The organism is Limnohabitans sp. TEGF005, from assembly GCF_055394835.1.
The window spans coordinates 1747514-1771043 of record NZ_AP029226.1 but is presented as its reverse complement, the minus strand read 5'-3'; the positions used below and the strand labels follow the sequence as shown (position 1 = coordinate 1771043).

The 23530-nt window shown below is 60.0% G+C and carries 22 protein-coding genes and 1 pseudogene; 13 read left to right on the top strand and 10 right to left on the bottom strand.

The genetic code is table 11. The features are described 5' to 3' along the window. Positions 1-60: 60 nt before the first annotated feature. The 5 genes and pseudogenes from ACZ5RG_RS08540 to ACZ5RG_RS08520 form a co-directional block, all read right to left on the bottom strand. A complete protein-coding gene (locus ACZ5RG_RS08540; RefSeq protein WP_312259654.1) occupies positions 61-873 on the bottom strand; it encodes a sugar phosphate isomerase/epimerase family protein in 813 nt (270 codons plus the stop codon). Between the two features lie 42 nt (positions 874-915). Further along, positions 916-1542 carry an NIPSNAP family protein gene (locus ACZ5RG_RS08535; protein ID WP_409418227.1) on the bottom strand — a complete coding sequence of 209 codons (627 nt, stop codon included), beginning with the start codon at positions 1540-1542 and terminating at the stop codon, positions 916-918. 69 nt (positions 1543-1611) lie between these two features. Continuing rightward, positions 1612-3345 (bottom strand): annotated as a pseudogene (locus ACZ5RG_RS08530) (FAD-dependent oxidoreductase); the annotation flags it as partial. Positions 3346-3361: 16 nt separating this feature from the next. Continuing rightward, a complete protein-coding gene (locus ACZ5RG_RS08525) occupies positions 3362-4195 on the bottom strand; it encodes an IclR family transcriptional regulator (RefSeq protein WP_298599360.1) in 834 nt (277 codons plus the stop codon). A gap of 10 nt (positions 4196-4205) precedes the next feature. Then, positions 4206-5252, bottom strand: a complete 1047-nt coding sequence (locus tag ACZ5RG_RS08520; RefSeq protein WP_464446820.1) for a Gfo/Idh/MocA family protein — start codon at positions 5250-5252, stop codon at positions 4206-4208. Positions 5253-5355: 103 nt separating this feature from the next. On the opposite strand from ACZ5RG_RS08520, the gene ACZ5RG_RS08515 reads away from it, so the two are divergent. The 9 genes from ACZ5RG_RS08515 to ACZ5RG_RS08475 all read left to right on the top strand — a co-directional run bounded on the left by ACZ5RG_RS08515 (position 5356) and on the right by ACZ5RG_RS08475 (position 14298). Beyond that, positions 5356-6162: a shikimate dehydrogenase family protein gene (locus ACZ5RG_RS08515; protein WP_464446819.1), complete on the top strand. Its 807-nt coding sequence runs from the start codon at positions 5356-5358 to the stop codon at positions 6160-6162. Between the two features lies 1 nt (position 6163). Then, a complete protein-coding gene (locus ACZ5RG_RS08510) occupies positions 6164-7915 on the top strand; it encodes an FAD-dependent oxidoreductase (RefSeq protein WP_464446818.1) in 1752 nt (583 codons plus the stop codon). Between the two features lie 171 nt (positions 7916-8086). Further along, positions 8087-9214 carry an ABC transporter substrate-binding protein gene (locus tag ACZ5RG_RS08505; RefSeq protein ID WP_298599372.1) on the top strand — a complete coding sequence of 376 codons (1128 nt, stop codon included), beginning with the start codon at positions 8087-8089 and terminating at the stop codon, positions 9212-9214. A gap of 33 nt (positions 9215-9247) precedes the next feature. Continuing rightward, positions 9248-10087 carry a shikimate dehydrogenase gene (locus ACZ5RG_RS08500; RefSeq protein WP_464446817.1) on the top strand — a complete coding sequence of 280 codons (840 nt, stop codon included), beginning with the start codon at positions 9248-9250 and terminating at the stop codon, positions 10085-10087. A 14-nt stretch (positions 10088-10101) separates the two neighbouring features. Beyond that, the gene (locus ACZ5RG_RS08495; RefSeq protein WP_298599378.1) at positions 10102-10923 is read left to right on the top strand and encodes an amidohydrolase family protein; all 822 of its coding nucleotides are present in this window, start codon (positions 10102-10104) and stop codon (positions 10921-10923) included. 7 nt (positions 10924-10930) lie between these two features. After that, complete coding sequence (locus ACZ5RG_RS08490) at positions 10931-11806, top strand: branched-chain amino acid ABC transporter permease (RefSeq protein ID WP_298599380.1); 876 nt, start codon at positions 10931-10933, stop codon at positions 11804-11806. Next, complete coding sequence (locus ACZ5RG_RS08485) at positions 11803-12777, top strand: branched-chain amino acid ABC transporter permease (protein ID WP_298599383.1); 975 nt, start codon at positions 11803-11805, stop codon at positions 12775-12777. The genes ACZ5RG_RS08490 and ACZ5RG_RS08485 overlap by 4 nt, the downstream gene beginning before the upstream one ends. After that, a complete protein-coding gene (locus ACZ5RG_RS08480) occupies positions 12774-13535 on the top strand; it encodes an ABC transporter ATP-binding protein (protein WP_298599386.1) in 762 nt (253 codons plus the stop codon). Before ACZ5RG_RS08485 ends, ACZ5RG_RS08480 begins: the two co-directional genes overlap by 4 nt. Position 13536: 1 nt before the next feature. Continuing rightward, positions 13537-14298: an ABC transporter ATP-binding protein gene (locus tag ACZ5RG_RS08475; protein ID WP_298599388.1), complete on the top strand. Its 762-nt coding sequence runs from the start codon at positions 13537-13539 to the stop codon at positions 14296-14298. 58 nt (positions 14299-14356) lie between these two features. Here the strand turns inward: ACZ5RG_RS08475 and ACZ5RG_RS08470 are convergent, their stop codons facing one another. Continuing rightward, positions 14357-15148 (bottom strand): IclR family transcriptional regulator domain-containing protein, encoded by a 792-nt coding sequence (locus ACZ5RG_RS08470; protein ID WP_298599394.1) that lies wholly within the window; start codon positions 15146-15148, stop codon positions 14357-14359. 86 nt (positions 15149-15234) lie between these two features. On the opposite strand from ACZ5RG_RS08470, the gene ACZ5RG_RS08465 reads away from it, so the two are divergent. After that, positions 15235-16242, top strand: coding sequence for an aldo/keto reductase (locus ACZ5RG_RS08465; RefSeq protein WP_464446816.1), 1008 nt, complete (start codon positions 15235-15237; stop codon positions 16240-16242). 29 nt (positions 16243-16271) lie between these two features. On the opposite strand, the gene maiA is transcribed toward ACZ5RG_RS08465, so the two are convergent. From maiA to ACZ5RG_RS08445, 4 genes are all read right to left on the bottom strand, one after another. Further along, positions 16272-16907 carry a maleylacetoacetate isomerase gene (gene maiA / locus ACZ5RG_RS08460; protein ID WP_464446815.1) on the bottom strand — a complete coding sequence of 212 codons (636 nt, stop codon included), beginning with the start codon at positions 16905-16907 and terminating at the stop codon, positions 16272-16274. Between the two features lie 58 nt (positions 16908-16965). Continuing rightward, positions 16966-17679, bottom strand: coding sequence for a fumarylacetoacetate hydrolase family protein (locus ACZ5RG_RS08455; RefSeq protein ID WP_464448190.1), 714 nt, complete (start codon positions 17677-17679; stop codon positions 16966-16968). A 183-nt stretch (positions 17680-17862) separates the two neighbouring features. Beyond that, complete coding sequence (locus ACZ5RG_RS08450; RefSeq protein WP_315136292.1) at positions 17863-18900, bottom strand: cupin domain-containing protein; 1038 nt, start codon at positions 18898-18900, stop codon at positions 17863-17865. Positions 18901-18917: 17 nt separating this feature from the next. Continuing rightward, positions 18918-20129: a 3-hydroxybenzoate 6-monooxygenase gene (locus ACZ5RG_RS08445; RefSeq protein WP_464446814.1), complete on the bottom strand. Its 1212-nt coding sequence runs from the start codon at positions 20127-20129 to the stop codon at positions 18918-18920. A gap of 209 nt (positions 20130-20338) precedes the next feature. Between ACZ5RG_RS08445 and paaZ the strand changes: the two genes are divergently transcribed. Genes paaZ through ACZ5RG_RS08430 form a run of 3 tightly spaced genes read left to right on the top strand, consistent with a single transcriptional unit; the run spans position 20339 to position 23508 of the window. Then, positions 20339-22384: a phenylacetic acid degradation bifunctional protein PaaZ gene (paaZ, locus tag ACZ5RG_RS08440; RefSeq protein WP_464446813.1), complete on the top strand. Its 2046-nt coding sequence runs from the start codon at positions 20339-20341 to the stop codon at positions 22382-22384. A 52-nt stretch (positions 22385-22436) separates the two neighbouring features. Further along, positions 22437-23051: a class I SAM-dependent methyltransferase gene (locus ACZ5RG_RS08435; RefSeq protein WP_298602372.1), complete on the top strand. Its 615-nt coding sequence runs from the start codon at positions 22437-22439 to the stop codon at positions 23049-23051. A 52-nt stretch (positions 23052-23103) separates the two neighbouring features. Further along, positions 23104-23508, top strand: a complete 405-nt coding sequence (locus tag ACZ5RG_RS08430) for a YkgJ family cysteine cluster protein (protein WP_019430691.1) — start codon at positions 23104-23106, stop codon at positions 23506-23508. The last annotated feature ends 22 nt before the right edge of the window (positions 23509-23530 follow it).

Sequence of the window (23530 nt, the reverse complement as noted above, 5' to 3'; positions counted from 1 at the left end):
CCGCTCTCGCACAAGGTGAATTCAGGCCTTGAAGTGTGCGCAGTCCATCACCTTAAGGTCTCAGGCTTGTACAAATGGGCGGCTTTTGGTCAGGCATTCGGCGGCCCAATCGTGGACTGATGTGTTCGCCTCGCGACCAAAGTTCACCACCTCTACGCTCACCGGAAGGTCTGCGGGCAGGGCGTCAAAAAGGCCTTGCACATCGATGTTGCCGTCGCCGGGCAGCAAACGCTCGCAGCGGGCGGTGTGGATCATTTGCTCTGTGCTGAAGTTCAGCCCGGCCTGGGCGTCGCAAATTTGTGCGTAGTGCAGCAACTCACGCGGGATGGCGCGGATGTCATCGAGCGTGGTGGTGGACCGGCCAAAGTGCAGCGCATCTACCAAAATGCCGGCGTTGGCAGGCATGCCCGCACCTTGCACGATGCGCAGCGCTGACTTGGCGTCTTTCACCGCAGTCCAGGGCATGAACTCCAGATCGGCGCTCATGCCAAACGGCTTCATCACCTCGCACAGGCGGGCGTAGTGGTCGGTCAGCCGGGCTTCATCGGGGTCATCACCCGCCACCAAAATGGCCTTGGCTTTGAGGGCAGCACCTGCGTCGTAAAGCGCGTCCCAGGTGTGAGGGTCAAACTGTTCGCCGATGCGGATGATCTCCAGATCAAACACGCCCACGCCGGTGTCGCGTTGCGCCGCCAGGGTTTCGCGCAAAACCTCAGGCTGGCCGAGCAACTGCTGCTGTGGGGCGCCCGCTGCGTTGGGCCACAGGCGCAGGCCCACAAAGTGGTAGCCGGTTTGCGCGGCGACCCCGATCGCCTGTGCCGGTGTGCAACGGTGCGAACTGAGGTAGGCCAGAGAGTAGATGCGTTGGCTCATGACGGTTGTTTTGTGGGGGCTAAGGCGTCTAGAGGGCCATGGTCATTTCAAAGGTGACACGGCTGTGGGCATGGCGATGGTGGAGACCATGTGCGTGGTCAGGTGGGCGGGGCCCCCTTTGGGCGGCCAGATGCCTTGGGCCACGGCCTCGCCGCGAATCTGGCTGCGGGCGTTCAGGCTGTCATAAGCCCAGATGTTGGTGAAGCGCAGCGGGCCGTCCAGTGCGACCATGGCCACGACGCATGGCGAGAGTTTGTCGCGTGCGGGCACGTACTGTTCCCACAGGTCGATGGTGGGCTGCACGCCGCCGGTTCGGATGCCATAGGTGCGGATTTCGTACACCGGGCCAGCGATGCCCGACTCGGCGCTGGGGCGCACCGGCTTCATCCAGGGGAAGCCTTTGTAGCTGTGCTGCTCCAGTGTCTGGAAAATCTCGCCGCAACCAAAGGGGTTGCTGTGTTTTTGCGTGCGATCGCGTTCGGCTTGCAAAGCGTCGAGCGTGGCAAAGCCGCGCAGCACGACCATCTGGTTGAGCACGCCGATGTCGGTGAACCAGCAGCCCAGCAGTTCGCCCTGCGCTTCGGGGGCGCTGGCAAAAGCCTGCACCTGGGTGGCGGCTTGGCCTGCGGTGCCAAAGGGCAAAGTCATGGTAGCGAGTTCGTAGTACATGGTGTTGTCTTTCGGGGTGTTGGTGGATGTGTTTGGAACCGGAAATTCGCAGGTGTCTGACGGGTCGCGCCCTGCGGCATGGTGTGCGGCAATGAAGCCAAAAGTCATGGCCGGGCCCAGCGTGATGCCGCCCGCCGGGTAGTGGCCACCCATCATGCTGCTCAGGTCATTGCCGCCGGCATACAGGCCGGCAATGGCTTGCCCATGTGCGTCGATGACCTGTGCATGGTCGTTCACACGCAAGCCGGCAAAGGTGCCTAAGCTGCCCATGACGACTTTGACCGCATAAAAGGGGCCCTGCGTGATGGGGCCCATGCAGGGGTTGCGCAGGCCGTGACGAGCGGCCCTGATGGCGTCGCCCTGGATGCGGTTGTAGGGTGTTTCGCCTTTGCCAAAGTCGCGGTCTTTGCCGTCTTGCGCCAGCGCGTTGTAGCGCTGCACAGTGGCTTGCAAGGCTTGGGCGTTGATGCCGCAGTTCTTGGCCAATTCGGTCAGGTTATGGCCGCGTTTCAGGTAACCGTTTTTCAGCCAGGGGCTCAGCAGCATGGGCGCGGGTTTGACGGCACCCAGCCCGTAATAGCGGATGAAAGCGTGGTCGCAGACCAACCAGGCTTCAGGTGCTTGGCCAGCAGGCGTGGTGGCCAGCAGACCTTGCATGAAGTCGTGGTACGAGTTGGCCTCGTTGGTGAAACGTTGGCCTTGCACGTTGACCGCGATCAGGCCGGGCTTGGCGCGTTCGATCAGGTGCGGGAAGTGGGCCACGCTGCCCTGGTTGCGCTTGCTGCCCGGGTTCGCGCGGGGCACCAGCGAAACAGGGGCCAGCGCGGCGGCTTGCACCAGATCGTCCGCCACCACACCGCCAGCGCTTTCGCCCATTCGCAGACCGTCGCCGGTGTTGCCCCGGTTGCCCGCCGACCAGTGTTCGTGGCCCGTGGGCGCGTGGGGCAGCAGTTGCTGTTTGCGCGCCGGGTCGTGCGGAAAGCCGCCAGTGGCCAGCACCACACCGCAACGCGCACGGATGCTTTGTTCACCTTGCGGTGTTTGAACCACCGCCCCGTTCACCCGGCCTTCGCCGTGCAGCAGGCGCACAGCCGGACTGTTCACGCGAATGTCGACGCCCAAATCGAAGGCGGACTTGGCCAGTGCGCCAATCAGTGCGTTGCCATTGACCAAGCGCGTGCCACGGCGGTGCACCAGCAGGTCACGCCAGTGGCGCAGCACCAGCTGGCTGACGATCCAGAACGACGAGGGTTTGCTCAGGGCGTTCAGAAAGTGGCGCAGTTCTGCGCCCGAGGCGATGCCCATGCCCCACAGCGTGGTCTCGTGCAGCGGGGGCTTGAGGTCGTGCAAGCGTGCGCCCAGCTGACGGGCGTCAAACGGCGCTGCGCAAATCGAGCGGCCACCCAAGGCCGCGTCAGGGGTGTGGCCGTGAAAGTCGGGAATGGCGTTGCCGTCGATGAATTGCAGTGCGGTGTGGCGACGGAAGAACTCGACCATGCGCGGGCCGTTGTTCAAGAAGGCGAGGGCGCGGGATTCATCGAACTTGTCGCCCAGCTCGCGGCGCAGGTAAGACAGGGGTTTTTCGATGCGCTCCAGCAGGCCCGCTTGCACGGCCAGCGGGTTGCGCGGCACCCACATCCAGCCGCCCGACCAGGCTGTGGTGCCGCCGTATTGCGTGTCTTTCTCGACCACGATGACTTTGAGCCCCAGGTGCGCTGCGGTCACGGCGGTCGACAGCGCGCCCGCGCCAGAGCCCACCACCAGCAGGTCGCAGGTGTCATCAGGTGGGGGGGTCGAAGGCATGGGCAATTCGCTGAGGTCAGACTGCGTAAATCGGCTTGCGTCCATCGGTGGACGCGGCGCTGCCGGTTTCGGCGGTGAGGCTGAAGAAGGGCGACGCGCCACTCGACGCGGCCAGTTGCTGCGTGATGCTGATCAGCTCGGGCGCGAGGGTTTGCATTTTTTCGGGCGTGAAGCGCACAGTGGGGCCGGCAACGGTCACCACACCAAAAGCGGCCTGACCCGCAAAACGCACCGGGGCCGACATGGCCGACAGGCCGATGCTGTAGGTGTCGGTGGTCATGCTGTAGCCGCGCTCGCGGGTTTGGGCCACCGCCGCCATCACCGCTTGCAGGCTGGTGGGGGCGGCAGGGCCGAATTGTTCGCGCAGGCCCAGACCTTGTTTGGCGACCAAGGCCAAAGCCTCGTCATCGCTCAGCGTGGACAGCAAAGCCCAGCCCGAGGACGAGCATGACAGCCGCGCATCACTGCCCATGTCGGGGTCGTAGCGCAGACCTTGCCGGGCACCTTGTGCACGCGCCACCCAGGTCAGGCGCTCTCCGTCGACCACCGACAGGCGCACCAGCTCGCCCGAGACTTCGGCCAGGCGGTTGAGCAGTGGCTGCGCAATGTCCACGATGCCGCTGTTGCTCAGGTAGGACAGGCCCATCGACACCAGTTTGGTGGTCAGCAGGTAGTCGCCGTGGCCGCGTGTCTGGCGCACATAACCCAGGCGCACCAGGTCGGTCAACAGGCGGTGCGTGCCGCTGCGCGGGATGTCGAGTTGGTCGGCAATGGCCGCCAGCTCCAGGCCTTCGCCGTGCTGCGACAGCAATTCCAGTATGCCCAGGGTTCGTTCGAGTACGCCGCTCATGTGTTTTCCTTCATGGCTGGAATGCCGGACAGATGTGCCGCTGCCCGGTGCGGGCCGCTTGCAGCAAGGCCTGTGTGGCCTGCAAGGTGCGCCAGCCATCCCGTGCCGAGCAGATCGGTGTTTCGCGCCGCTCGGCCACGGCACGGAAGTGCCGCAGTTGTTGCACGTACACGTCGATCTCGTGCAGATTGCTTTGTTCGCGGGTCATTTCGTGGTGCCAGTGACGCTCGCCGGTGTAGTGCCACAGCGCTAAGTCGGGCAGCGACAACGCGCCCTGAGTGCCCGACAGGAAATGCGACTGCACGTTTTGGCGGGGGTACTGGCTTTGCTCGCCTGCACACAAGTCCCAGCACCAGGGGGATGCAGCGGTGTCTGACACCGTCATCACCGCTTGTGTGCCGCAGGCAAATTCGAGCAAGGCCGCACCGGTGTCTTCGACCTCAAAGCCCCGCACCGCGCTGGACAGACTGCCTTGCACCGCGTGCACATCGCCCAGCAAATACACCAGCATGTCGATGTCGTGGATCAGGTTGATCAACACCGGTCCACCACCGGCCTGGCGGCGCCAGGCCACATCGAAGTAGGCGGCAGGTTTGTAAAAGTGGGCCATCACGTTGGCGCTGACCACCTGGCCCAGGCGTCCATCCTGAATGATCTTGCGGGCTTTTTGCAAGATCGGATTCTGGCGGCGGTGGTGCCCCACCAGCACCGGCACGGCAGTGTCTTTTTCGAGCCGGATCAGACGCTCGGCGGCAGCCAAGGTGTCGGCCACGGGTTTCTCAATCAGCACCGCAATGCCCCGCGCCATGCAGTCGGCGGCCACGTCCACATGGGTGGCGTTGGGCGTGGCAATGACCACGCCTTGGGGCTGGGTGGCGTCCAGCAAAGCGGCGTGGTTTTCAAAAGTGGGGATGTTGCGCTCGGCACACCACTGGCGGCCTGCCTCGCCCGGTTCAGCCACGCCCACCAGAGTGAAATCGGGTGTTTTCAGGATGCGTTCGATGTGGGTCCGGCCAATCACGCCAGCGCCAATCACGGCCAGAGGGAACGTGTGCATGTGTTTTGTGTGCGGTGTGGTGCGTCGATGGCCGCAGTATATTGATTTTTGGAAATAAATTCAAAAATGGAATCAAATTCCGTTTTTATGTATCATCCCGGCCATGAACTCGAGCCATTCTTTGAATCTTGACGGCGCATCGCGCATCCATTTCATCGTGGGCGACCCGATTGCCCAGGTCAAATCGCCCGCAGGCGTGAGTCAGGCCTTTCAGGCAGCAGGCCTGAATGCCTTGTGCATCCCGGCCCATGTGGCCCCGGCCGATCTGGCGGCCTGGACGGCGGGCGTGTCCTTGTGCCAAAACGTGGACGGCATCATCGTCACGGTGCCACACAAGTTTGCTTTTTTTGACGTGTGCGCCACCACCTCGGACCGGGGCGCTTTCCTTCAGTCCATCAACACCTTGCGCCGCAACGCCGATGGCAGCTGGCATGGCGACATGTTTGACGGCATGGGCTACGCCCAGGCTCTGGCGCTCAAGGGCTGCACCCTGAAAGGCCAAAAGGCTTTGCTGGTGGGCGCAGGTGGGGCGGGTTCGGCGATTGCTTATTCGCTGGCCACAGGTGGCGTGCGCGAGCTGGCCATCCACGACGAAGACACCGCCCGGCGCGACGCGCTCGTCCAGCGCCTGGCTTCGCTGGGCCAATGCCGTGTGGTGGTGGGCAGCAGAGACCCAACGGGTTTTGACGTGGCCATCAACGCCACACCGGTGGGCATGAAAGCAGGTGATCCGCACCCAATCGATTCAAGCCAATTCACGCCCAGCATGTTTGTGGGTTGTGTGATCACCGCGCCCGCCGTGCCGCCCATGATCGCGGCGGCGCGGGCTGTGGGTTGCAACACCCTCACGGGCGCTGACATGTTCGCGCAGGTGAAAGGCCTGATGGTCGAATTCTTGATGGGGGCGTGAGATGCAAGTCCTGAAGAACGGTCTCGACCGTCTGGCTGGTGGTTTGCAAGATGGTGCCGAATTTGATCTGGTGGTCATCGGTGCTGGCGGTGCGGGCCTGTCGGCAGCAGTGTTTGCCGCCATCGACGGTGCCAAGGTGCTGGTGGTCGAGCGCACCGAGTTCGTGGGCGGTACCACCGCCTGGTCGGCGGGCACCACTTGGGTGCCGGGCACGCACCACAGCGCCGCGGTCAATCCGGCAGACACATTGGCCGATGCTGAAAAATACCTGAACCACGCCGTGGGCGAGCAAGCCCCGGCCGCTTTGCGTGAAGCCTTTTTGAAACACGGTGCCCAAGCCGTGGCGAAAATCGAAGCGCAGTCGTCGGTGCAGTACCGGCCTTACGCCAAACACCCCGACTACATCAGCGATTTGCCGGGCGCTACCTTGAGTGGCCGTGCATTGGAGCCGCTGCCTTTTGATGGCCGTTTGCTCGGTGAGTTGTTCCCTTTGCTGCGTCCGCCAATCCCTGAGTTCACCGTGCTTGGCGGCATGATGGTTGACCGCACCGACATCAACCATTTGTTGGCGATGACCCAGTCCTGGGCTTCGCTCAAGCACTCGGTGCGCATTGTCTTGCGCCACCTGAGTGACCGTTTGAGCCACGCACGCGGCACGCGCCTGGTCATGGGCAATGCGCTGGTGGGCCGCTTGCTGCATTCCCTGTCGCAGCACGCCCACGCCACATTGGCACTGAACACTTCGGTCGATGCGCTGGAGCGCGATGCCAGTGGCCGCGTCGTGGCTGTGGGCTTGAGCAGCGCCACTGGCCAGGCCCGTGTGTTGGCCAAAAAAGGCGTGGTGCTGGCCAGTGGCGGGTTCAACCGCGACCCGGTTTTGCGTTCACAAAAATTGCCCGGCATTCCCGCCGAGTGGTGCCCGGCAGCGCCCGGCCACACGGGCGAGGCGCTGGCCCTGGCGCGCAGTCTGGGCGCGGTAGAAGGGCAGGGCGCACAGAGTCCCGCGTTTTGGGCACCTGTGTCTTTGCGTCGACGTGCCGATGGCAGCACCGCCGCCTTTCCACACTTTGTAATGGACCGCGCCAAGCCCGGCATGATCACCGTCAACCAAGCCGGCGAGCGCTTTGTCAATGAAAGCACTTCGTACCACCTGTTTGCGCTGGGCATGCAGACGGCCCAGCAAGCGGTGCCTGCTTATTTGGTGGCTGACGCCAAAGCCCTGCGCCAATACGGCATGGGCATGGTGCGCCCCGGTGGTAAAGGACTGAAGCCGTTTTTGGCCGATGGCTACCTGACCGAAGGCCTGAGCTTGGCCGAATTGGCCAACAAGCTGGGCATTTCGGCACAAGGGCTGGCCCAAACGGTGGCTGACCACAACGCTTTTGCCCAAACGGGTGTGGACACACAGTTCGGGCGCGGCGTGACCGCTTACCAGCAGAACATTGGCGACGCCACGGCCGGTGGTCGCAACCCCAATCTGGGCGAACTGAGCCAAGGGCCTTACTACGCCGTCAAGCTCTACCCTGGCGACATTGGCGCGGCGCAGGGCTTGCAGACCAACGCGCACGCGCAAGTGCTGAACGCACAAGGCCAGGCCATTGCGGGTTTGTACGCGGTGGGCAACGACATGAACGCCATCATGGGCGGCGTGTACCCGGCCCCTGGCATCACGATTGGGCCGGGTCTGGTGTTTGCCTACGCAGCGGCGCTGCACGCTTTGGCGTCCCCAGTGACCCTCGGGTCTAACCCCTAATACGTACGATCATTGAACGTATTTGAGCGATTATCGATCGTATCTGCTCTTTAAATTGACAAGATTATTCAAATTCCCCCTACATTCATTTCACCTTGCCTTGCATGGAAAAAAGTTTTTCAACCCCACGGCCTTGCCTATTGGCCTGATTCCACCCCCGAGGAGACCTTTGTGAAAGCAACCCTGAAAACCTTGGCCATCTGCGCCGCATTGTCTGTATCCGGCATGGCTCAAGCCCAAGACATCAAAATCGCCAACATTGTTGAAATGTCTGGACCCGGTACCACTTCTGGCGTGATGTTCAAACAAGGCGTTGAGATGGCCATCAAGGAAATCAACGCAGCGGGTGGTATCTCGGGTCGAAAAATCAGTTTCACCTCCGAAGACACGCAAACCAACCCGGGTGTGGCCAAAGGCTTGACGCAAAAAGCGGTTGACAATGATGTGTTTGCCATCATGGGGCCCGTTTATTCGGGCTCCATCATGGTTTCCATGACCGAAAGCAAGCGCGGCGAGATTCCTAACTTCACGGGCGGTGAAGCAGCTGCCATCACACAGCAGGGCAATCCCTGGGTGTTCCGTACGGCTTTTGGCCAAAGCGTTTCCTTCCCCAAATTGGCTCGCTACGTTCAAGGCAAATCCAAAAAGTTGGCCGTCTTGTACGTGAACAACGACTTCGGCAAAGGTGGTCAATCCACCATCAAAGGTTTGCTGGCAACGGGTCCTACGCAAATCGTGGCTGAAATTTCTACAGAATCTGGCCAAGTGGACTTCTCTGCTGCCGTGATTCAAGCCAAGCAATCTGGCGCTGATGCTTTGTTCGCTTACACCAACGAAGAAGAATCCGCACGTCTGTTGCGTGAATTGCGCAAGCAAGGCTGGAACAAGCCCATCATTGGTGAAACCGTGTTGACCAGCGCGAAGGTGGTTGAGTTGGCAGGTGAAGCCGCTAATGGTGCAGTTGCCCACGTGGGTTTGACGGTTGAAGCTCCTCAGCTCCAAGCTTGGGGCAAGAAGTACCAAGCCATGTACAACACGGCCTCTGATCACAACGGCGTGAAAGGCTACACAGCGGTTTATGTTTTGAAAGCCGCTATTGAAAAATCTGGCAAGGTTGACCGTAAGGCTGCAGCTGCGGCCATTCGCAACAGCTGTTTCTCAGCCAAACAACATCCTGGCATCTTGATGGACGTTTGTTTTGACGACAAAGGCGACATTGACCGCGAAAGCTTCATCACTGAAATCCGCAATGGCAAAACAGTGGTGGCAGAGACATTGCCGCCTTTGAACAAGAAGTGATCGCGCGGCGTTAACTTTGCACAGGTACTTGAAATGTCTGACAAGCGATTTGTTTTAGCGGGGGTCATGGGTTGGCCCGTGGCTCACACCCGGTCTCCCGCCATTCACAACCACTGGATTGCCAAGCATGAGCTCAAAGGTGCGTATGTGCAGTTGCCAGTGCAACCCGAGAAACTGGAAGCCGCCATTCGCGGACTGTCTGCTCTGGGTTTTGCGGGTTGCAACGTCACAGTGCCTCACAAAGTTAACGCCATGAAACTCATGGACGAGTTGACGCCTGCGGCGCGTCACATCGCAGCCATCAACACCATTGTGGTTCGCCCCGACGGCAGTTTGCTGGGCGCCAACAACGATGGGAATGGCTATATCCAAAGCCTTCGGGACGCCAACCCTGCTTGGCGCGGTGATGCTGGTGCCGCTTTGGTCTTAGGTGCCGGCGGTGCAGCACGAGCCATCGTCGTAGGCTTGCTTGAACAAGGCGTGCCCGAAGTACGGATTGCCAATAGAACCCAAGAACGTGCACAAGCTTTGGCGGACGCATTTGGCCCTCGCGTGAAAGTTGTTTCATGGGCAGAGCGCAACGAAGCCATGGCCGATGTCAAGTTACTGGTGAACACCACCACACAGGGCATGCATGGCCAACCCGCACTCGATGTGCAATTGGATGCACTGCCCGCCAACGCCATGGTGTCGGATGCCATCTACATTCCACTGGAAACACCTCTGCTGGAACAGGCTCGTCAACGCGGCCATGTCACAGTCAATGGTCTGGGCATGTTGCTCAATCAAGCTGTGCCTGCTTTTGAAGCCTGGTTTGGTGTGCGGCCCGAAGTCACGGCCGAATTGCGGGCCATTGTTCAAGCCACTTTTTAATTGCAGCTTGACCGATGAATATCTTCGATCGACCTAAGATCGATGGCCATTGTCATGTCCTCGATCCAGTGCGTTTTCCATACCCTGCAGAGGTTCCTTATCACCCACAGGGCCAAGAAATAGGGACGGCCGACTATTACAAGCATGTCATGGACGCGTATGGCACGCGACATGCCTTGCTGGTAGGCCCTAACTCTGGCTATGGCTTGGACAACCGTTGTTTGCTGGATGCCATAGCGCAGGGCGGTAACCGGTTTAAAGGCATCGCAGTGGTTCGTGCCGACATCAGCAAGCAAGCGCTGAAAGATTTACAAACCCAAGGCATTGTGGGCATTGCCTTCAACACCTCATTTCATGGCCTGGACTATTACGCCGACATTGACCCCTTGCTTGCGCATTTGCGCGAACTGGACATGTGGGCGCAGTTTCAAGTGTCTGCCAATCAACTTGAGGCCTTGTGGCCGCGCATTCAACGCATTGGCGTCAAAACCATGATTGACCATTGCGGCAGACCGAACTTAGCCGACGGCCCCAATGCGCCGGGGTTGCAAGCACTTTGGAAATTGGCTGACAGCGGCTTGGGTGTGATCAAAATTTCTGGCTTTGGCAAATTTTCTGAAACAGGTTTCCCATTTGACGACACGCATGAGCACGTCATGAAAGTGTGGAGTGGTTTTGGCCCTGATCGTTGTATTTGGGCTTCTGACTGGCCGCACCTTCGAGGCACCTACCGCCTCGATTATGGAACCCTACTCAAATTGACGGAGCGTTGGTTCGCCCCGGCGCAACTTCAATCCATGATGTGGGATACCCCCGCCAAAATTTTAGGATGGTGAAAAGACGATGACCGATTTTCTGCAACTCTTTTTTAGCGGCCTGGCAACAGGCAGCATCTATGCGCTTGCTGCGCTAGGTTTTACTTTGCTATGGCAAGCCTCAGGCACCATCAACTTTGCCCAGGGTGAATTTGTCATGTTGCCCGCCTTCATCATGGTCATCATGTTGCACAACGGCATGGCGTTGTCTGCCAGTTTTGCCATCAGCGTGGTGTTATCTGTCTTGGTGCTGGGTTGGTTATTCAAGCGCGGCTTGGTTGACCCCCTCTTCAAGTACGGCATGATGCCGATTGTGGTGGCCACCATTGGTTTGTCCATTGCCATGCGCAATGGTGTGCGCGCGGGCTACAGCTCCGAGCCTCAACCCTTTCCCATGATCTTCCCTGACCAAGTCTATAACTTGGCTGGTATCAATATTTCAGCGTCCGACATTGGAACCTTCATCATGGCGCTGGGTCTAGTGCTGTTGACACAAGCCTTCTTGGCCAGAACTGTCACAGGCCGTGCCATGCAAGCGGTGGCACAGAACACCGAAAGTGCATCGGTACTGGGCATCAATGTCCCTCGTATGATTTTTTATACCTTTGCTATCAATGCCATTTTGGCAGCGGCAGCGGCACTCTTGGTCACGCCCATTTATTTGGCGAAGTTCGACATGGGTGAGTCATTGGGCACCAAGGCTTTCTTTGCCGCCATCATTGGTGGCTTTAACAACACGCGCGGTGCCTTGCTGGGCGGTTTGATTGTGGGTGTCTCCGAAAATCTGGCAGCGGCATACATTTCGTCAGCCTACAAAGATGCGGTGGCCTTGATTATTTTCATGGTGGTGATTTTGTTTAAGCCACAAGGCCTCTTGGGTCGCAAAGAGGAGCGCAAAGTATGAAAAAGTTGAATCTATTTTTAGGCTTGGCTTTGTTGCTTGCCATGGCCATTGCGCCGGCCTATTTTAAAAATTATGGGATTCACATCTTCACAACATGGCTGGTGTTCATCATTGCCACCATGGGTTTGAATTTGACTGTCGGTTATGCCGGCCAAAAATCTTTGGGGCACGCGGCTTTCTTTGGTATTGGCGCTTACACAGTGGCTATTTGCTTGAAGGCCGGAATCAGTTTCTGGTTGGCCTTGCCCGCTGGTGGCTTGTTGTGTTTCTTTACCGGCTTGGTTGTAGGCTTTCCTGCGCTGCGTGTGCAAACCATTTACTTGGCATTTGCCACCTTGGGATTCAACACCGCTGCCTGGTTGGTGATGCGCAACGAAGAGTGGCTCACAGGCGGCACCTTCGGTATCAACAACATTGCACGGCCTAGTTTGGGCGGTATCAGCTTTGACGGCAATTTGGCTTACTACCGCATGGTCTTGGTGTTCACCGTGATACTTGCTGTGTTCATGTGGGCGCTGTTGCGATCGCCCTGGGGCAAGGCCTTCACGGCCCTTCGTGACAACCCTATTCGTGCGGAGAGTTTGGGCATTGACACACGAAGCTACACACTGCTGAGCTTTGCCATTGGCGCCACCTTTGCTGGCCTTGCAGGTGGACTTTATGCATCGCAAGTAGGTTTCATTGACCCGGCTTTGTTCACCGTCGGCGCGTCCATCATGATGTATTTGATGGTGGTGGTGGGCGGTCCAGGTTATTTCCTCGGCCCCATCCTCGGTTCTGCGGTGGGTGTGGTATTGCCCGAATGGTTGCGTTTTGCACAAGCCTGGTATTTGTTTGTCTTTGGCGCCGCTGTGGTGGTGCTCATGATCTGGCTGCCCGATGGCTTGCTCAGCATCCCCGACCGGATCAAGGCGCGTCGCCAATCACGCGCAGCTTCGGCTGCCCGCGCTGCACAAGGAGTCAAAGCATGATCCAGCCTGTTCTCAAAGTCACCAACATGAAGAAGGCCTATGGTGCGATTCAGGCCGTGGGCGGTGTGTCGTTTGAAGTGCGCCCTGGCGAAATCTTCGGCGTGATCGGCCCCAACGGTTCGGGCAAGACCACCTTGTTCAACAGCATGCTGGGCCAGATCACCCCTGACGAGGGCAAGATCGAACTCAACGGGGAAGACGTGACCACACTGGGTCCGTTTGAATTGAACCGCCGTGGTGTGGGCCGCACTTTTCAGACGCTGCAGGTGTTTGGCAAGATGACCGTGCGCGACAACCTGATCGTGGCCGCGCAAGAGCATCACGGCAGCATGTTCAGCCGCATGTTCGCGCCCTCCGATTCGGGTCTGGGGGACAAGGCCGATGCCCTGATCGACCAGTTTCACATCCGCCATGTGGCCGACAAAAAGGCGGGCGAGTTGAGCTACGGTCAGCAAAAACTGGTGGACATCGCCATGGCCTTCATGAGCGAGCCCGATCTGGTTTTGCTCGACGAGCCATGCGCCGGTGTGAACCCGTCGTTGGTGGGGGGCATCAGTACCTTGTTGAAAGAATTGAACCGAAGCCGAAGAGCAGACGGCAAGTCCAGCAGCTTCGTCGTGATTGAACACAACATGGACTTTGTGATGGACTTGTGCCACCGCATCATGGTCATGGTGGAAGGTCAGGTCTTGGCAATAGGCACGCCCGATGAAATTCGTGCCAACAAGCAAGTGCTTGACGCCTATTTGGGGAACTGAAATGACAGCACACACCACCGCAGACACCTGCATCGAGTTCGACGATGTGGTCGCAGGTTACAAGGACTTCATGATCCTGAACAACCTGTCCTTCAAAGTGCCCAAAGGCTCCATTACTTTGTTGATTGGCCCCAACGGTGCAGGCAAGTCCACCGTGCTCAAAACCCTGTTTGGTTTGCTCAAGCCCCGCCAGGGCAAGGTTTACCTCAATGGCAAAGACATCACGGGTGCTTCGCAAAAGTCTTTGCTGGCCGACGGCATTGCCTTTGTGCCCCAGGGCCGAAATCTGTTTGGTCAGCTCAGCGTGTATGAAAACCTGGAGCTGGGCGGTATCACGCTGGGCATGAAGACCACGCACGAGCGCATCCCTGAAGTGCTGGAGTTTTTCCCCCGCGTCAAAGAGCGCATGAATTCGCGTGCCTCGGCCTTGTCGGGCGGTGAACAAAAGCAGCTCGAAATCGGTCGCGCTTTGTTGCTGCGCCCCAAGGTTTTGTTGATCGACGAACCCTCTATTGGCCTGTCGCCCATGGTGGTGCAAGACGTGTTCAAGTTGCTGCGCAAATTGGCCGACCAAGGCACCACGGTGTTGATGGTCGAGCAAAACGTCAAGAGCGCACTCAAGTACTCGGACAACGCCATTGCGCTGGAGTCGGGTCGTTTGGTGTTGTACAAATCGGCGGCTGAAATTTTGGCCGATCCGCAGATGGAGCGCCTGTTCTTGGGCGGTGCGCACACCACCACGGCAGCAGCAACGGCGGCCTGACGTCAGTGCAAAATTCTGGTGCCCGTTGCCGGAGCCCCTGCGCTGGCTTAGAGCAAGCTCAGAGCAGTGGGCGTAGGCTATGCGCCGACTCTTGCAAGACGGGCAGTACACGGTTTAGGGCGTGGTCTGACTCTTCGCGGTTGATGGGCATGGTGATGCTGATCGCACCGAGCACATTGCTTTGCCGGTCCAGTAAGGGCACGGCAATGCCGCGGTAGTTCAACTCCAGTTGCTCTTCGGACACGGCCCAACCCTGACGCTTGAATGCGAGCAGGGTTTTTTTCAAGACGGCTTTGCTGGACAGCGTGAACGACGTGAAGGCTCGCAAGTCGTATGTCTTGAGCCATTCATCAATGAAAGCCTCGTCGCTGTAGGCCAGCATGATCATGCCTGCTGCTGTCACTTGGGTGGGCACCCGGGTGCCCGTCATGTAACCGCTGGCCATGTGCCGTTGCAGTCCACTGCGTGCAATGAAAATGGTGTCGCCACCGTCAAGAACGCCCAAGTAGGCAATTTCTTCTGTTCCCGCTGTGATGCGTTGTAAAAACGGCTGAACCAAGCGCGGTAGTCGGGCCGACTCCAGATAAGCGTGACCTAATCGCAAGATTCGAGGCATCAGCCAGTACAGCTTGCCATCAGTGCCAACATAGCCCAAATGGGCCAGAGTTTTCAAATAGCGTCGGGCTGCGGTTCGTGTCATGCCGCAACGTTCTCCCATTTCGGTCGACGTCAGGCGCGGGTGTTCGGCGTCAAAAGCCTCAATGATGGCCAGCCCTTTTTCCAGGCCCGCAATCCAGTCGCGTGCGTCCAGGGTCTCGGACTTGGGGTTGAGAGGGTGGGATTCAAGCATCTTGCGATCGATTGTCGCTCATTCGCGTGCGTTTGTGGATCACGTGAAGCCCACCCATGCCTGTTTGAGCGTCTAAGATAATGCCCATGAAAACTCGAAAAATTGCCTCTTTCAACGTCAGCGCCATCGGGCTGGGCTGCATGAACTTAAGCCATGCCTATGGCGCGCCTGTTTCGGCCAAACAAGGCGAACGGGTGCTGCTCACGGCCCTTGACCAAGGGGTGGACTTTTTTGACACGGCAGGCCTCTACGGCTTCGGGGCCAATGAAACCCTGGTGGGTCAAGTCATGAAACCGCATCGCCGAAAATTCACCCTGGCCAGCAAATGCGGCATGCAAGGGGTTGAGCAAAGCGACGGCAGCAAAGTGCGCGTGATTGACGGCCGTCCCGAGACCCTCAAAAAGACTTGCGAAGACGCGCTGCGCCGTTTGCAGACCGATGTGATCGACCTGTATTACCTGCACCGATGGGACAAGAAAGTGCCGATCGAAGACAGCGTTGGCGCACTCAGCGACTTGGTGCGCCAGGGCAAGATCCAGACCATTGGTTTGTCCGAAGTGTCTGCCGGCACGCTGCGCAAAGCCCACGCCGTGCACCCAATTGCCGCCGTGCAGACCGAGTATTCGCTGTGGACGCGCAACCCCGAGATCGCCGTGTTGCAAGCCTGCCGTGAACTGGGTGTGGCGTTTGTGGCCTTCAGCCCTGTGGCGCGGGGCTTCTTGTGCGGCCCGCTCGATGTCGCGGGTTTTGATGCCAAAGACATCCGCCGCAGCATGCCGCGTTTTGCGCCCGACCATTACGCGGCCAACCTGAAGCTCTTGCCCGCCTACAACGCACTGGCTCAAGAAGTTGGCTGCAGCCCTTCGCAGCTCGCGCTGGCCTGGTTGCTGCACCAAGGCGAAGACATCATCCCGATCCCAGGCACCACTTCAGTTGATCACTTGCTGGACGATTTGGGCGCCGTCCAGGTGCAGCTCGATGCCGGTTTGATGGCACGTCTGAACGCTCTCATTAATGAGCGCACCGTGGCGGGCGACCGCTACAACGCCCAGGCCAACAGCGAAGTCGATACCGAGACCTTTGCCTGCCTTTGAAGCAGGCCGGGCATGTGTGCTGTATGAGCTCAGGCGTCGGGTTGCGCCATCGGCGCTGCGAGCTTGAACGCATCCAGCTCGCCGCACGCTTTGTCGACCGCACTGATCAGTGGCCACCGGGCCATGTCCACTTTGAAGCGGCGAGCGCTTTCGACTTGGGGAATCAGATACACATCTGCGATGGAGGGCGCGTCACCGAAGCTGAAACGGCCACGTTGGCTGTCTGTCGCCATCAACGCTTCGTAGGCGTCAAATCCGGCGCTGATCCAGGTGCCGCACCAGGCGTTGATCGCCTCTTCGTTGGCACCGAATTGCTTGCGCAGAGTTTCCAGAATGCGGCGGTTGTTGATGGGGTGGATGTCGCAACCCACGATGGCGGCCAGCGCTCGGACATGCGCGCGTGCGTTGGCCCCTGCTGGTAGCAGGGCGGGCGTGGGGTATTTTTCTTCCAGCCACTCGATGATGGCGGGCGACTGGATCAGCACCTGCTCGCCGGTGTCAAGCGCGGGCACCAGTTGCTGTGGGTTGACCGATTTGAAGGCGTCTTTGAGGTGTTCTTCGACGCGCAAGTCCACCGCCACGTAATCGGTGGCGATGCCCTTGAGGTTGAGCGCAATGCGCAGGCGGTGCGAGGTGCCGCTGCGGAAAAAGTTGTAAAGCTTCATGGTGAGGTCCTGTTCAAGGGCGTGCAGACACCAAGGTTTGGCGTCTGCGTGGGTCTGATTATTCTGCAGCGCCGACGGTCAGGGCCACTTCGGCCACACCTTCGACCCGGCCTGTGATCTTGTCGCCGGTGACCACAGCGCCCACACCCTCGGGTGTGCCGGTGTAGATCAGGTCGCCGGGCTGCAGGTGGTAGTAGGTGGACAGGTCGGCGATGATTTCACGGATGTTCCAGATCAGCTTGTCCACGTCGGATGACTGCTTGGTGGCGCCGTTGACTTCGAGGGCAATGGCACCGCGCTCGATCACCACGCCGGGCATGGGCACGATCTCGGAGCAAACCGAGCCTTGCTCGATGTCCTTGCCCGTGTCCCAAGGGCGGCCCTTGTCGCGCGCGACCAATTGCAAGTCGCGGCGCGTCATGTCCAGGCCTACGGCGTAGCCATAGACCAGCTCATGCGCGTTGGCTTCGCTCACACGAAAGCCCGCTTTGCCAATGGCCAGCACCAGCTCCATTTCGAAGTGGTAGTTGCTGGTGCGGGGAGGGTAGTCGACCACCGCAACAGAGTCCACGCCGCTTTCCACCAAGGTCTGGGGCGACTTGGTGAAGTAAAAGGCCTGCTCGACGCTCTTGTCGACCGGGCGGCCCATCTCGACGGCATGCGCGTGGTAGTTGCGGCCCACGCAAAAGATGCGGTTGATCGGGAAGCGCTCGGTTTTGCCACGGATGGGCAGGGATTGGACGGCAGGGGGATTGAAGAGGTATTGGGTCATAAGGTCGTTCAAAGAAAAGGCAGTCATGCCAGGAATGGCAGTCATGTCGGGAATGGCAGTCATGCCGGGAATGGCAGTCATGTCGGGAATGGCAGTCATGCCGAAAAAAATTCAGCTGTCATGCCCGACTTGATCGGGCATCTATGGATCCTCGGGTCAAGCCCGAGGATGACAGCTTGCGCTTTAGCCGCGGTTTTCGTACACACCCAGCTTGCGGTGCAGAGGCGATTCGTCGGCGATGAAGATGAAAGCGGGCTGATCCGCATTCAAATTGGTCAGCGTCACGGCTTCGTAGCCCGGCGCGCAGCAGGTGTCGGCCTCGGCCAGCGTGAAGGTGCTGGCCACGATCTGCGCCTGCACCGCGCCTTCGATGACGTGGAACACCTGCGCGGGCGAGCGTGCAGGCAATCGCAGCGTTTGGCCTGGGCGCAGCATCAGGGCGTAAAAGCCCAAGATGTTTTCCGCATCACCCCCGGTTTCGGGGTTGGTGTAGGTCACTTGCACTTGCTCGGGCGCGGATTCGTCTGCGGCCAGGGCTTCAAGCGCCGCCTTGGCATCTGCCCAGGCATAGCGCAGCATGGGGTAGGCCTTTTTGCTGCGATCAAACACATGCGAGGGCACCACGCCGCCACGGGCGTATTGCTTGTCGCCTTGGCCGGGCACCACGGTCTGGCGCTCGCCATTGATGTGGTAGCTGGCCTCCATGTAATAGACCAAGGGCAGGTCCAGCACATCGAGCCAGATGACCGGCTCGGTACCGTCATGGCCGTGTTCGTGCCAAAGGCCGGTGGGCGTGAGGATGAGGTCGCCCCGGCTCATGGGGCATTTTTCGCCATCGACGGTGGTCCAAGCGCCTTCGCCTTCGACGACCATGCGCACCGCGTTGGGGGTGTGGCGGTGGCTGGGGGCCCACTCGCCGGGCATGAGCAGTTGCATGCCCAAATACATGGCGGCAGAGGCCTGCATTTTTTCAAGGCCGTGGCCTGGGTTGGCCAGCACCAGCACGCGGCGCTCGGCTTTTTCGATCGGGGTCAGCTCGCCGGCTTTGAGCAGCAGGGGCTTGATGTCACGATAGGCCCAGCAGGTGGGCTGGGTTTGGCGGGTGGGCACTTTGGGGGGCAGCACGCCCCGCAGGCTGGGCCAAAGGGGCACCAGGTTCAGATCGCGCAAATCTTGCACGTAGTCCTTGGGCAGGTCTTCGAGTCGTCCGAGTTCGTTCATGGGGTGTCTCCGTGCAATCAAGTGTTTTGGGCGGCGTCGAGGCAGTTGTCCACGTTCCAGCCATACAGCCATGCCATCGCATCATAAAAGCGCTCTGCGCTGCGGCCGCGCCACAGGTCATTGCGCACCAGGCGTTCGACCCCTTTGGCGTGGTAGATGCGGCCCATCTCGCGGCTGGACAGCACGATGCGCGCGGTGCGGGCCACGCGGGCGCGCTGGTACATGTCCAACGCTTTGGGCCAGTCGTTGTGGTGGGTGCGCAGGGCTTCGCCCAGTGTCACGGCGTCTTCCATGGCCATGCAAGCGCCTTGTGCCATGTATTGCGTGGTGGGGTGGGCGGCGTCGCCCAGCAAGGTCACGCGGCCATAAGTCCATTGGCCAATGGGCTCGCGGTCGGCGGTGGCCCAGCGCTTCCAGGTCTTGGGCAAGTCAATCAATTGCCGCGCTCTGGGGCAAATGCCCTGGAAGTAGCTTTGCACTTCTTCCTTGCTGCCATCGGTCACGCCCCATTCTTCTTGTTGCCGGCTGTGAAAGGTCACGACCACGTTGTATTGCTCGCCACCACGCAGCGGGTAGTGGACCAGGTGGCAGTTCGGGCCGACCCAGATGGCGGCGGCGTTCCATTGAAGGTCTTGCGGAAAGTCTTTTTTGTCGACCACGGCGCGGTACACCACATGGCCGGTCACGCGAGCCAGATCGCCCACAAACTGTTCGCGCACCACCGACTTCACGCCATCGGCACCAATCAGTGCGCAGCCGTGGAAGGCTTTGCCGTTTTGGTCCCACACGGTCACGCTGCTGTCGTCTTGCTCGATGCGCACCACGCGGGTGTTGGTGTGAAATTCGACCTGTCCGGTTTCCTGGGCGCCTTCGAGCAAAGACAAATGCACGTCGGCTCTGTGGATCACGGCGTAGGGGTTGCCAAAGCGTTGGCGGAATTTTTCGTCGGTGGGAATCTTGCCCACCTGGTATTCGTCAATCGCGTCGTGCATGACCATGTAGTCGGTGTAAACCGCACGGCTCCGGGCCTTGTCGCCAATGCCCAAAGCGTCAAACGCGTGGAAGGCGTTGGGGCCCAACTGAATGCCCGCACCGATCTCACCGATCTCCGGTGCTTGTTCCAGCACGGTGACTTGAAAGCCCTGGCGCACCAAGGCAAGCGCGGCGGCCAAGCCACCAATGCCACCGCCAGCGACGATGACGGGAAGTTGAGAAGGGGCAGTGCTCATGGGGGGCTCCAACAGGTGAACATGAAGAAAGTGTTGAGATTATATGCATGCTTATTAATTTAGAAAGACCCCAAAGGATTCCCTTCGCTCATCGAAAACCCTAGGAGGCTTCCCGGATGGGCGTGCGCTCAAACCGACTAGAATTTCCCGACCGCCCGGTTGGTTAATTCAAGCAGACCGGGTTTGAACTTCACAGAAAGCGCATTCCCATGTCCCAAGTCCTGCAAAGTTTCATCGGTGGCCAATGGATCGGCCAGCAAGGCGCACAAAACTTGCGCAGTGCCATCAACGGCCAAACGGTGTACCAAACCCATGCCGAGGCCATCGACTTTGGTGATGCCGTGCACCACGCACGCACGGTGGGCTTGCCCAATTTGCTCAAGCTCGATTTCCAAGAGCGTGCCCAGCGCCTCAAAGCCCTGGCCAAGTACTTGGGGGAGCACAAAGAAACGCTGTACGCCATCTCGGCCCACACCGGTGCCACCCGCGCCGACAGCTGGGTCGATATCGAGGGCGGTGCGGGCACCTTGTTTGCCTATGCCGGCATGGGCAGCAATGAGTTGCCCAGCGGTAACCTGATCCACGAAGGCCCAGCTTTTGCGCTGGGCAAAAAAGGCGGCTTTGCGGGCACGCACATTCTGGTGCCGCGTGGTGGCATTGCAGTGCACATCAACGCCTTCAACTTCCCCATCTGGGGCCTCTTGGAAAAGTTTGCGCCCAGCTTTTTGGCGGGCATGCCCTGCATCGGCAAACCCGCATCGTCCACCAGCTATCTGACCGAGGCCATGGTGCGTTTGGTGGCGCAATCGGGCATCTTGCCTGAGGGCAGTCTGCAGTTGGTGATTGGCTCGACCGGTGATCTGCTCGACCGCCTGAACGGTCAGGATGTGGTGACCTTCACCGGCTCGGCCGACACCGCCGCCATGCTGCGCGTGCACCCCAATGTGGTCAAGCACAGCATCCCTTTCAACGCCGAGGCCGACTCGCTCAACTGCGCCATCCTCGCGCCCGATGTCTCGCCCGATGACGAAGAGTTTGACCTGTTCGTGAAAGAAGTCGCCCGAGAGATGACGGTCAAAGCCGGACAAAAATGCACGGCGATTCGCCGCGCCATCGTGCCGCGTCAGCACCTCGATGCGGTGGCCGAAAAGCTCAAAGCACGGCTTGCCAAAGTGCTGGTGGGCGATCCGTCGGTCGAAGGCGTGAAGATGGGCGCATTGGCCTCGCACGCCCAGCAGGCCGACGTGGCCGAGCGCGTGGCCTTGCTGCGCCAAAGCGCTGAACTGGTGTTTGGCGGCGGTGCCGATTTCAAGCCGGTGGGGCAGGGCGTCGAAGGCGGCGCTTTCTTTCAGCCCACGCTGCTGCTGTGCCAGAAACCTATGCACACCGACAGCGTGCACGACATCGAGGCCTTCGGCCCGGTCAGCACCCTCATGCCTTACGACGGCATGGACGAAGCCCTGCAACTGGCCGCACGCGGTCAGGGCAGCTTGGTCGGCACCTTGGTTACCAAAGACCCACAAATCGCTGCCCGCATGATTCCGGTGGCCGCCGCCTTGCATGGCCGCCTGCACATCCTGGACCGCGAATCGGCGGTCGAATCCACCGGTCATGGATCGCCGCTGCCGCCGCTCAAGCACGGCGGCCCCGGTCGCGCAGGCGGTGGTGAAGAGCTTGGTGGCATCCGCGCCGTCAAGCACCTGATGCAGCGCACCGCGCTGCAAGGCTCGCCCACCATGATCGCTGCCGTCACCGGCGAGTACATGCGGGGTGCCAAGCTGATCGAGACCGAGGTTCACCCTTTCCGTCGTTACTTCGAAGAGTTGCAAATTGGCGAGAGCCTGCTGACCCACCGCCGCACCGTGGGCGAGGCCGATATCGTGGCCTTTGGTGGTTTGTCGGGTGACTATTTCTACATGCACTTCGACGAAATCGCGGCCAAGGATTCGCCCTTTGGCAAGCGCATCGCGCACGGCTACTTTGTGCTGTCTGCCGCTGCGGGCTTGTTTGTCTCGCCCGCACCCGGCCCGGTGCTGGCCAACTACGGCTTGGACACCCTGCGCTTTGTGAAACCTGTGGGCATTGGCGACACCATCCAGGCCCGCTTGACGGCCAAGCGCAAGATCGACCGCAACAAGAAAGACGCCAACGGCGTGGGCCAGGGTGTGGTCGCATGGGATGTGGAAGTCACCAACCAGTTGGGCGAAGTTGTGGCCAGCTACGACATCTTGACCTTGGTGGCCAAGCGGGGTTGACAGGGCTTGATCGCGTCATTCTGTGTGTCCTGAGCGCGGTGACAATACGTACATGAACTGGTACGACCGTCACTTGCTGCCCTATTTGATCGACTTCGCCTGCGGCTTGCCTATGGTTCAGCAGCAGCGCCGCCAACTGGTGCCCAAGGCCCATGGCCGGGTGCTGGAGATCGGCATGGGCACCGGGCGCAACTTGCCGTTTTATGACCGCAGTCGCGTCACCCGTCTGGTAGGCGTAGACCCGGCCATGCAAATGCACCACTTGGCTCAAAAGCGCAGCCAAAAGGCGGGCATTGATGTCGAACTGATGGGTCTGTCGGCTGAGCAGCTGCCCACCGCCGACGCCAGTTTTGACACGGTGGTCTGCACCTATACCTTGTGCAGCATTCCCGACGCGGTTCAGGCCCTGCGTGAGATGCGCCGGGTGCTGGTGCCGGGCGGCCAGCTGCTGTTTTGCGAGCATGGCCGGGCACCTGATCCGGGCGTGCGGCGCTGGCAAGACCGGCTGCAGCCGCTGTGGGGGCCTTTGGCCGGTGGCTGCCAGTTGGGCCGTGACATTCCCGGTTTGCTGGCCGAAGCAGGCTTTACGGCCAACACGCAATCGGCTTATCTCGCCGGCCCACGCCCAATGACTTTTCATTATTGGGGTGAGGCGCAGGCCGATTGAATGTTCTGTTGTTTGGCAAGTTGGCCGCGCACATCCGGGGATAATCAGCCCCATGAGATCCCCCATTGCCGTCGTTGACGTTGACCGCTGCGAAACCTGGACCCGTTACAAAAACGGCTTGTGCGACACCTGTGCGGCCAACTGCTGCACCATGCCGGTCGAGGTCAAGCTGGCCGATCTGGTGCGGCTGGAGCTGGTTGACCCTTTTGAGGCCGAGCACGAAGACCCCAAGCAGATCGCCAAACGCCTGAGCAAAGCCGGACTGATCGAGCACTTCAACTTCAAAAACAGCATCTTCAGCTTGGCCCGCCGCGCCAGTGGCGACTGCCAGTTTCTCGATGCCAAGACCCGCCGCTGCACGGTGTACGACAAGCGGCCCAACACCTGCCGCTTGCACCCCCAAGTGGGGCCGCGCCCCAACCACTGCCCTTACGGCAACAAAGCACAGTCGCGTTGAGCGCTCGCAGGTGAGAGAGCTG

Bases quoted from the DNA above. Each gene is read 5' to 3' on its own strand.
- ACZ5RG_RS08540 (WP_312259654.1), bottom strand. From the start codon at position 873: ATGAGCCAACGCATCTACTCTCTGGCCTACCTCAGTTCGCACCGTTGC.
- ACZ5RG_RS08535 (WP_409418227.1), bottom strand. From the start codon at position 1,542: ATGTACTACGAACTCGCTACCATGACTTTGCCCTTTGGCACCGCAGGC.
- ACZ5RG_RS08525 (WP_298599360.1), bottom strand. From the start codon at position 4,195: ATGAGCGGCGTACTCGAACGAACCCTGGGCATACTGGAATTGCTGTCG.
- ACZ5RG_RS08520 (WP_464446820.1), bottom strand. From the start codon at position 5,252: ATGCACACGTTCCCTCTGGCCGTGATTGGCGCTGGCGTGATTGGCCGG.
- ACZ5RG_RS08515 (WP_464446819.1), top strand. From the start codon at position 5,356: ATGAACTCGAGCCATTCTTTGAATCTTGACGGCGCATCGCGCATCCAT.
- ACZ5RG_RS08510 (WP_464446818.1), top strand. From the start codon at position 6,164: ATGCAAGTCCTGAAGAACGGTCTCGACCGTCTGGCTGGTGGTTTGCAA.
- ACZ5RG_RS08500 (WP_464446817.1), top strand. From the start codon at position 9,248: ATGTCTGACAAGCGATTTGTTTTAGCGGGGGTCATGGGTTGGCCCGTG.
- ACZ5RG_RS08495 (WP_298599378.1), top strand. From the start codon at position 10,102: ATGAATATCTTCGATCGACCTAAGATCGATGGCCATTGTCATGTCCTC.
- ACZ5RG_RS08490 (WP_298599380.1), top strand. From the start codon at position 10,931: ATGACCGATTTTCTGCAACTCTTTTTTAGCGGCCTGGCAACAGGCAGC.
- ACZ5RG_RS08485 (WP_298599383.1), top strand. From the start codon at position 11,803: ATGAAAAAGTTGAATCTATTTTTAGGCTTGGCTTTGTTGCTTGCCATG.
- ACZ5RG_RS08480 (WP_298599386.1), top strand. From the start codon at position 12,774: ATGATCCAGCCTGTTCTCAAAGTCACCAACATGAAGAAGGCCTATGGT.
- ACZ5RG_RS08475 (WP_298599388.1), top strand. From the start codon at position 13,537: ATGACAGCACACACCACCGCAGACACCTGCATCGAGTTCGACGATGTG.
- ACZ5RG_RS08470 (WP_298599394.1), bottom strand. From the start codon at position 15,148: ATGCTTGAATCCCACCCTCTCAACCCCAAGTCCGAGACCCTGGACGCA.
- ACZ5RG_RS08465 (WP_464446816.1), top strand. From the start codon at position 15,235: ATGAAAACTCGAAAAATTGCCTCTTTCAACGTCAGCGCCATCGGGCTG.
- maiA (WP_464446815.1), bottom strand. From the start codon at position 16,907: ATGAAGCTTTACAACTTTTTCCGCAGCGGCACCTCGCACCGCCTGCGC.
- ACZ5RG_RS08455 (WP_464448190.1), bottom strand. From the start codon at position 17,679: ATGACCCAATACCTCTTCAATCCCCCTGCCGTCCAATCCCTGCCCATC.
- ACZ5RG_RS08450 (WP_315136292.1), bottom strand. From the start codon at position 18,900: ATGAACGAACTCGGACGACTCGAAGACCTGCCCAAGGACTACGTGCAA.
- ACZ5RG_RS08445 (WP_464446814.1), bottom strand. From the start codon at position 20,129: ATGAGCACTGCCCCTTCTCAACTTCCCGTCATCGTCGCTGGCGGTGGC.
- paaZ (WP_464446813.1), top strand. From the start codon at position 20,339: ATGTCCCAAGTCCTGCAAAGTTTCATCGGTGGCCAATGGATCGGCCAG.
- ACZ5RG_RS08435 (WP_298602372.1), top strand. From the start codon at position 22,437: ATGAACTGGTACGACCGTCACTTGCTGCCCTATTTGATCGACTTCGCC.
- ACZ5RG_RS08430 (WP_019430691.1), top strand. From the start codon at position 23,104: ATGAGATCCCCCATTGCCGTCGTTGACGTTGACCGCTGCGAAACCTGG.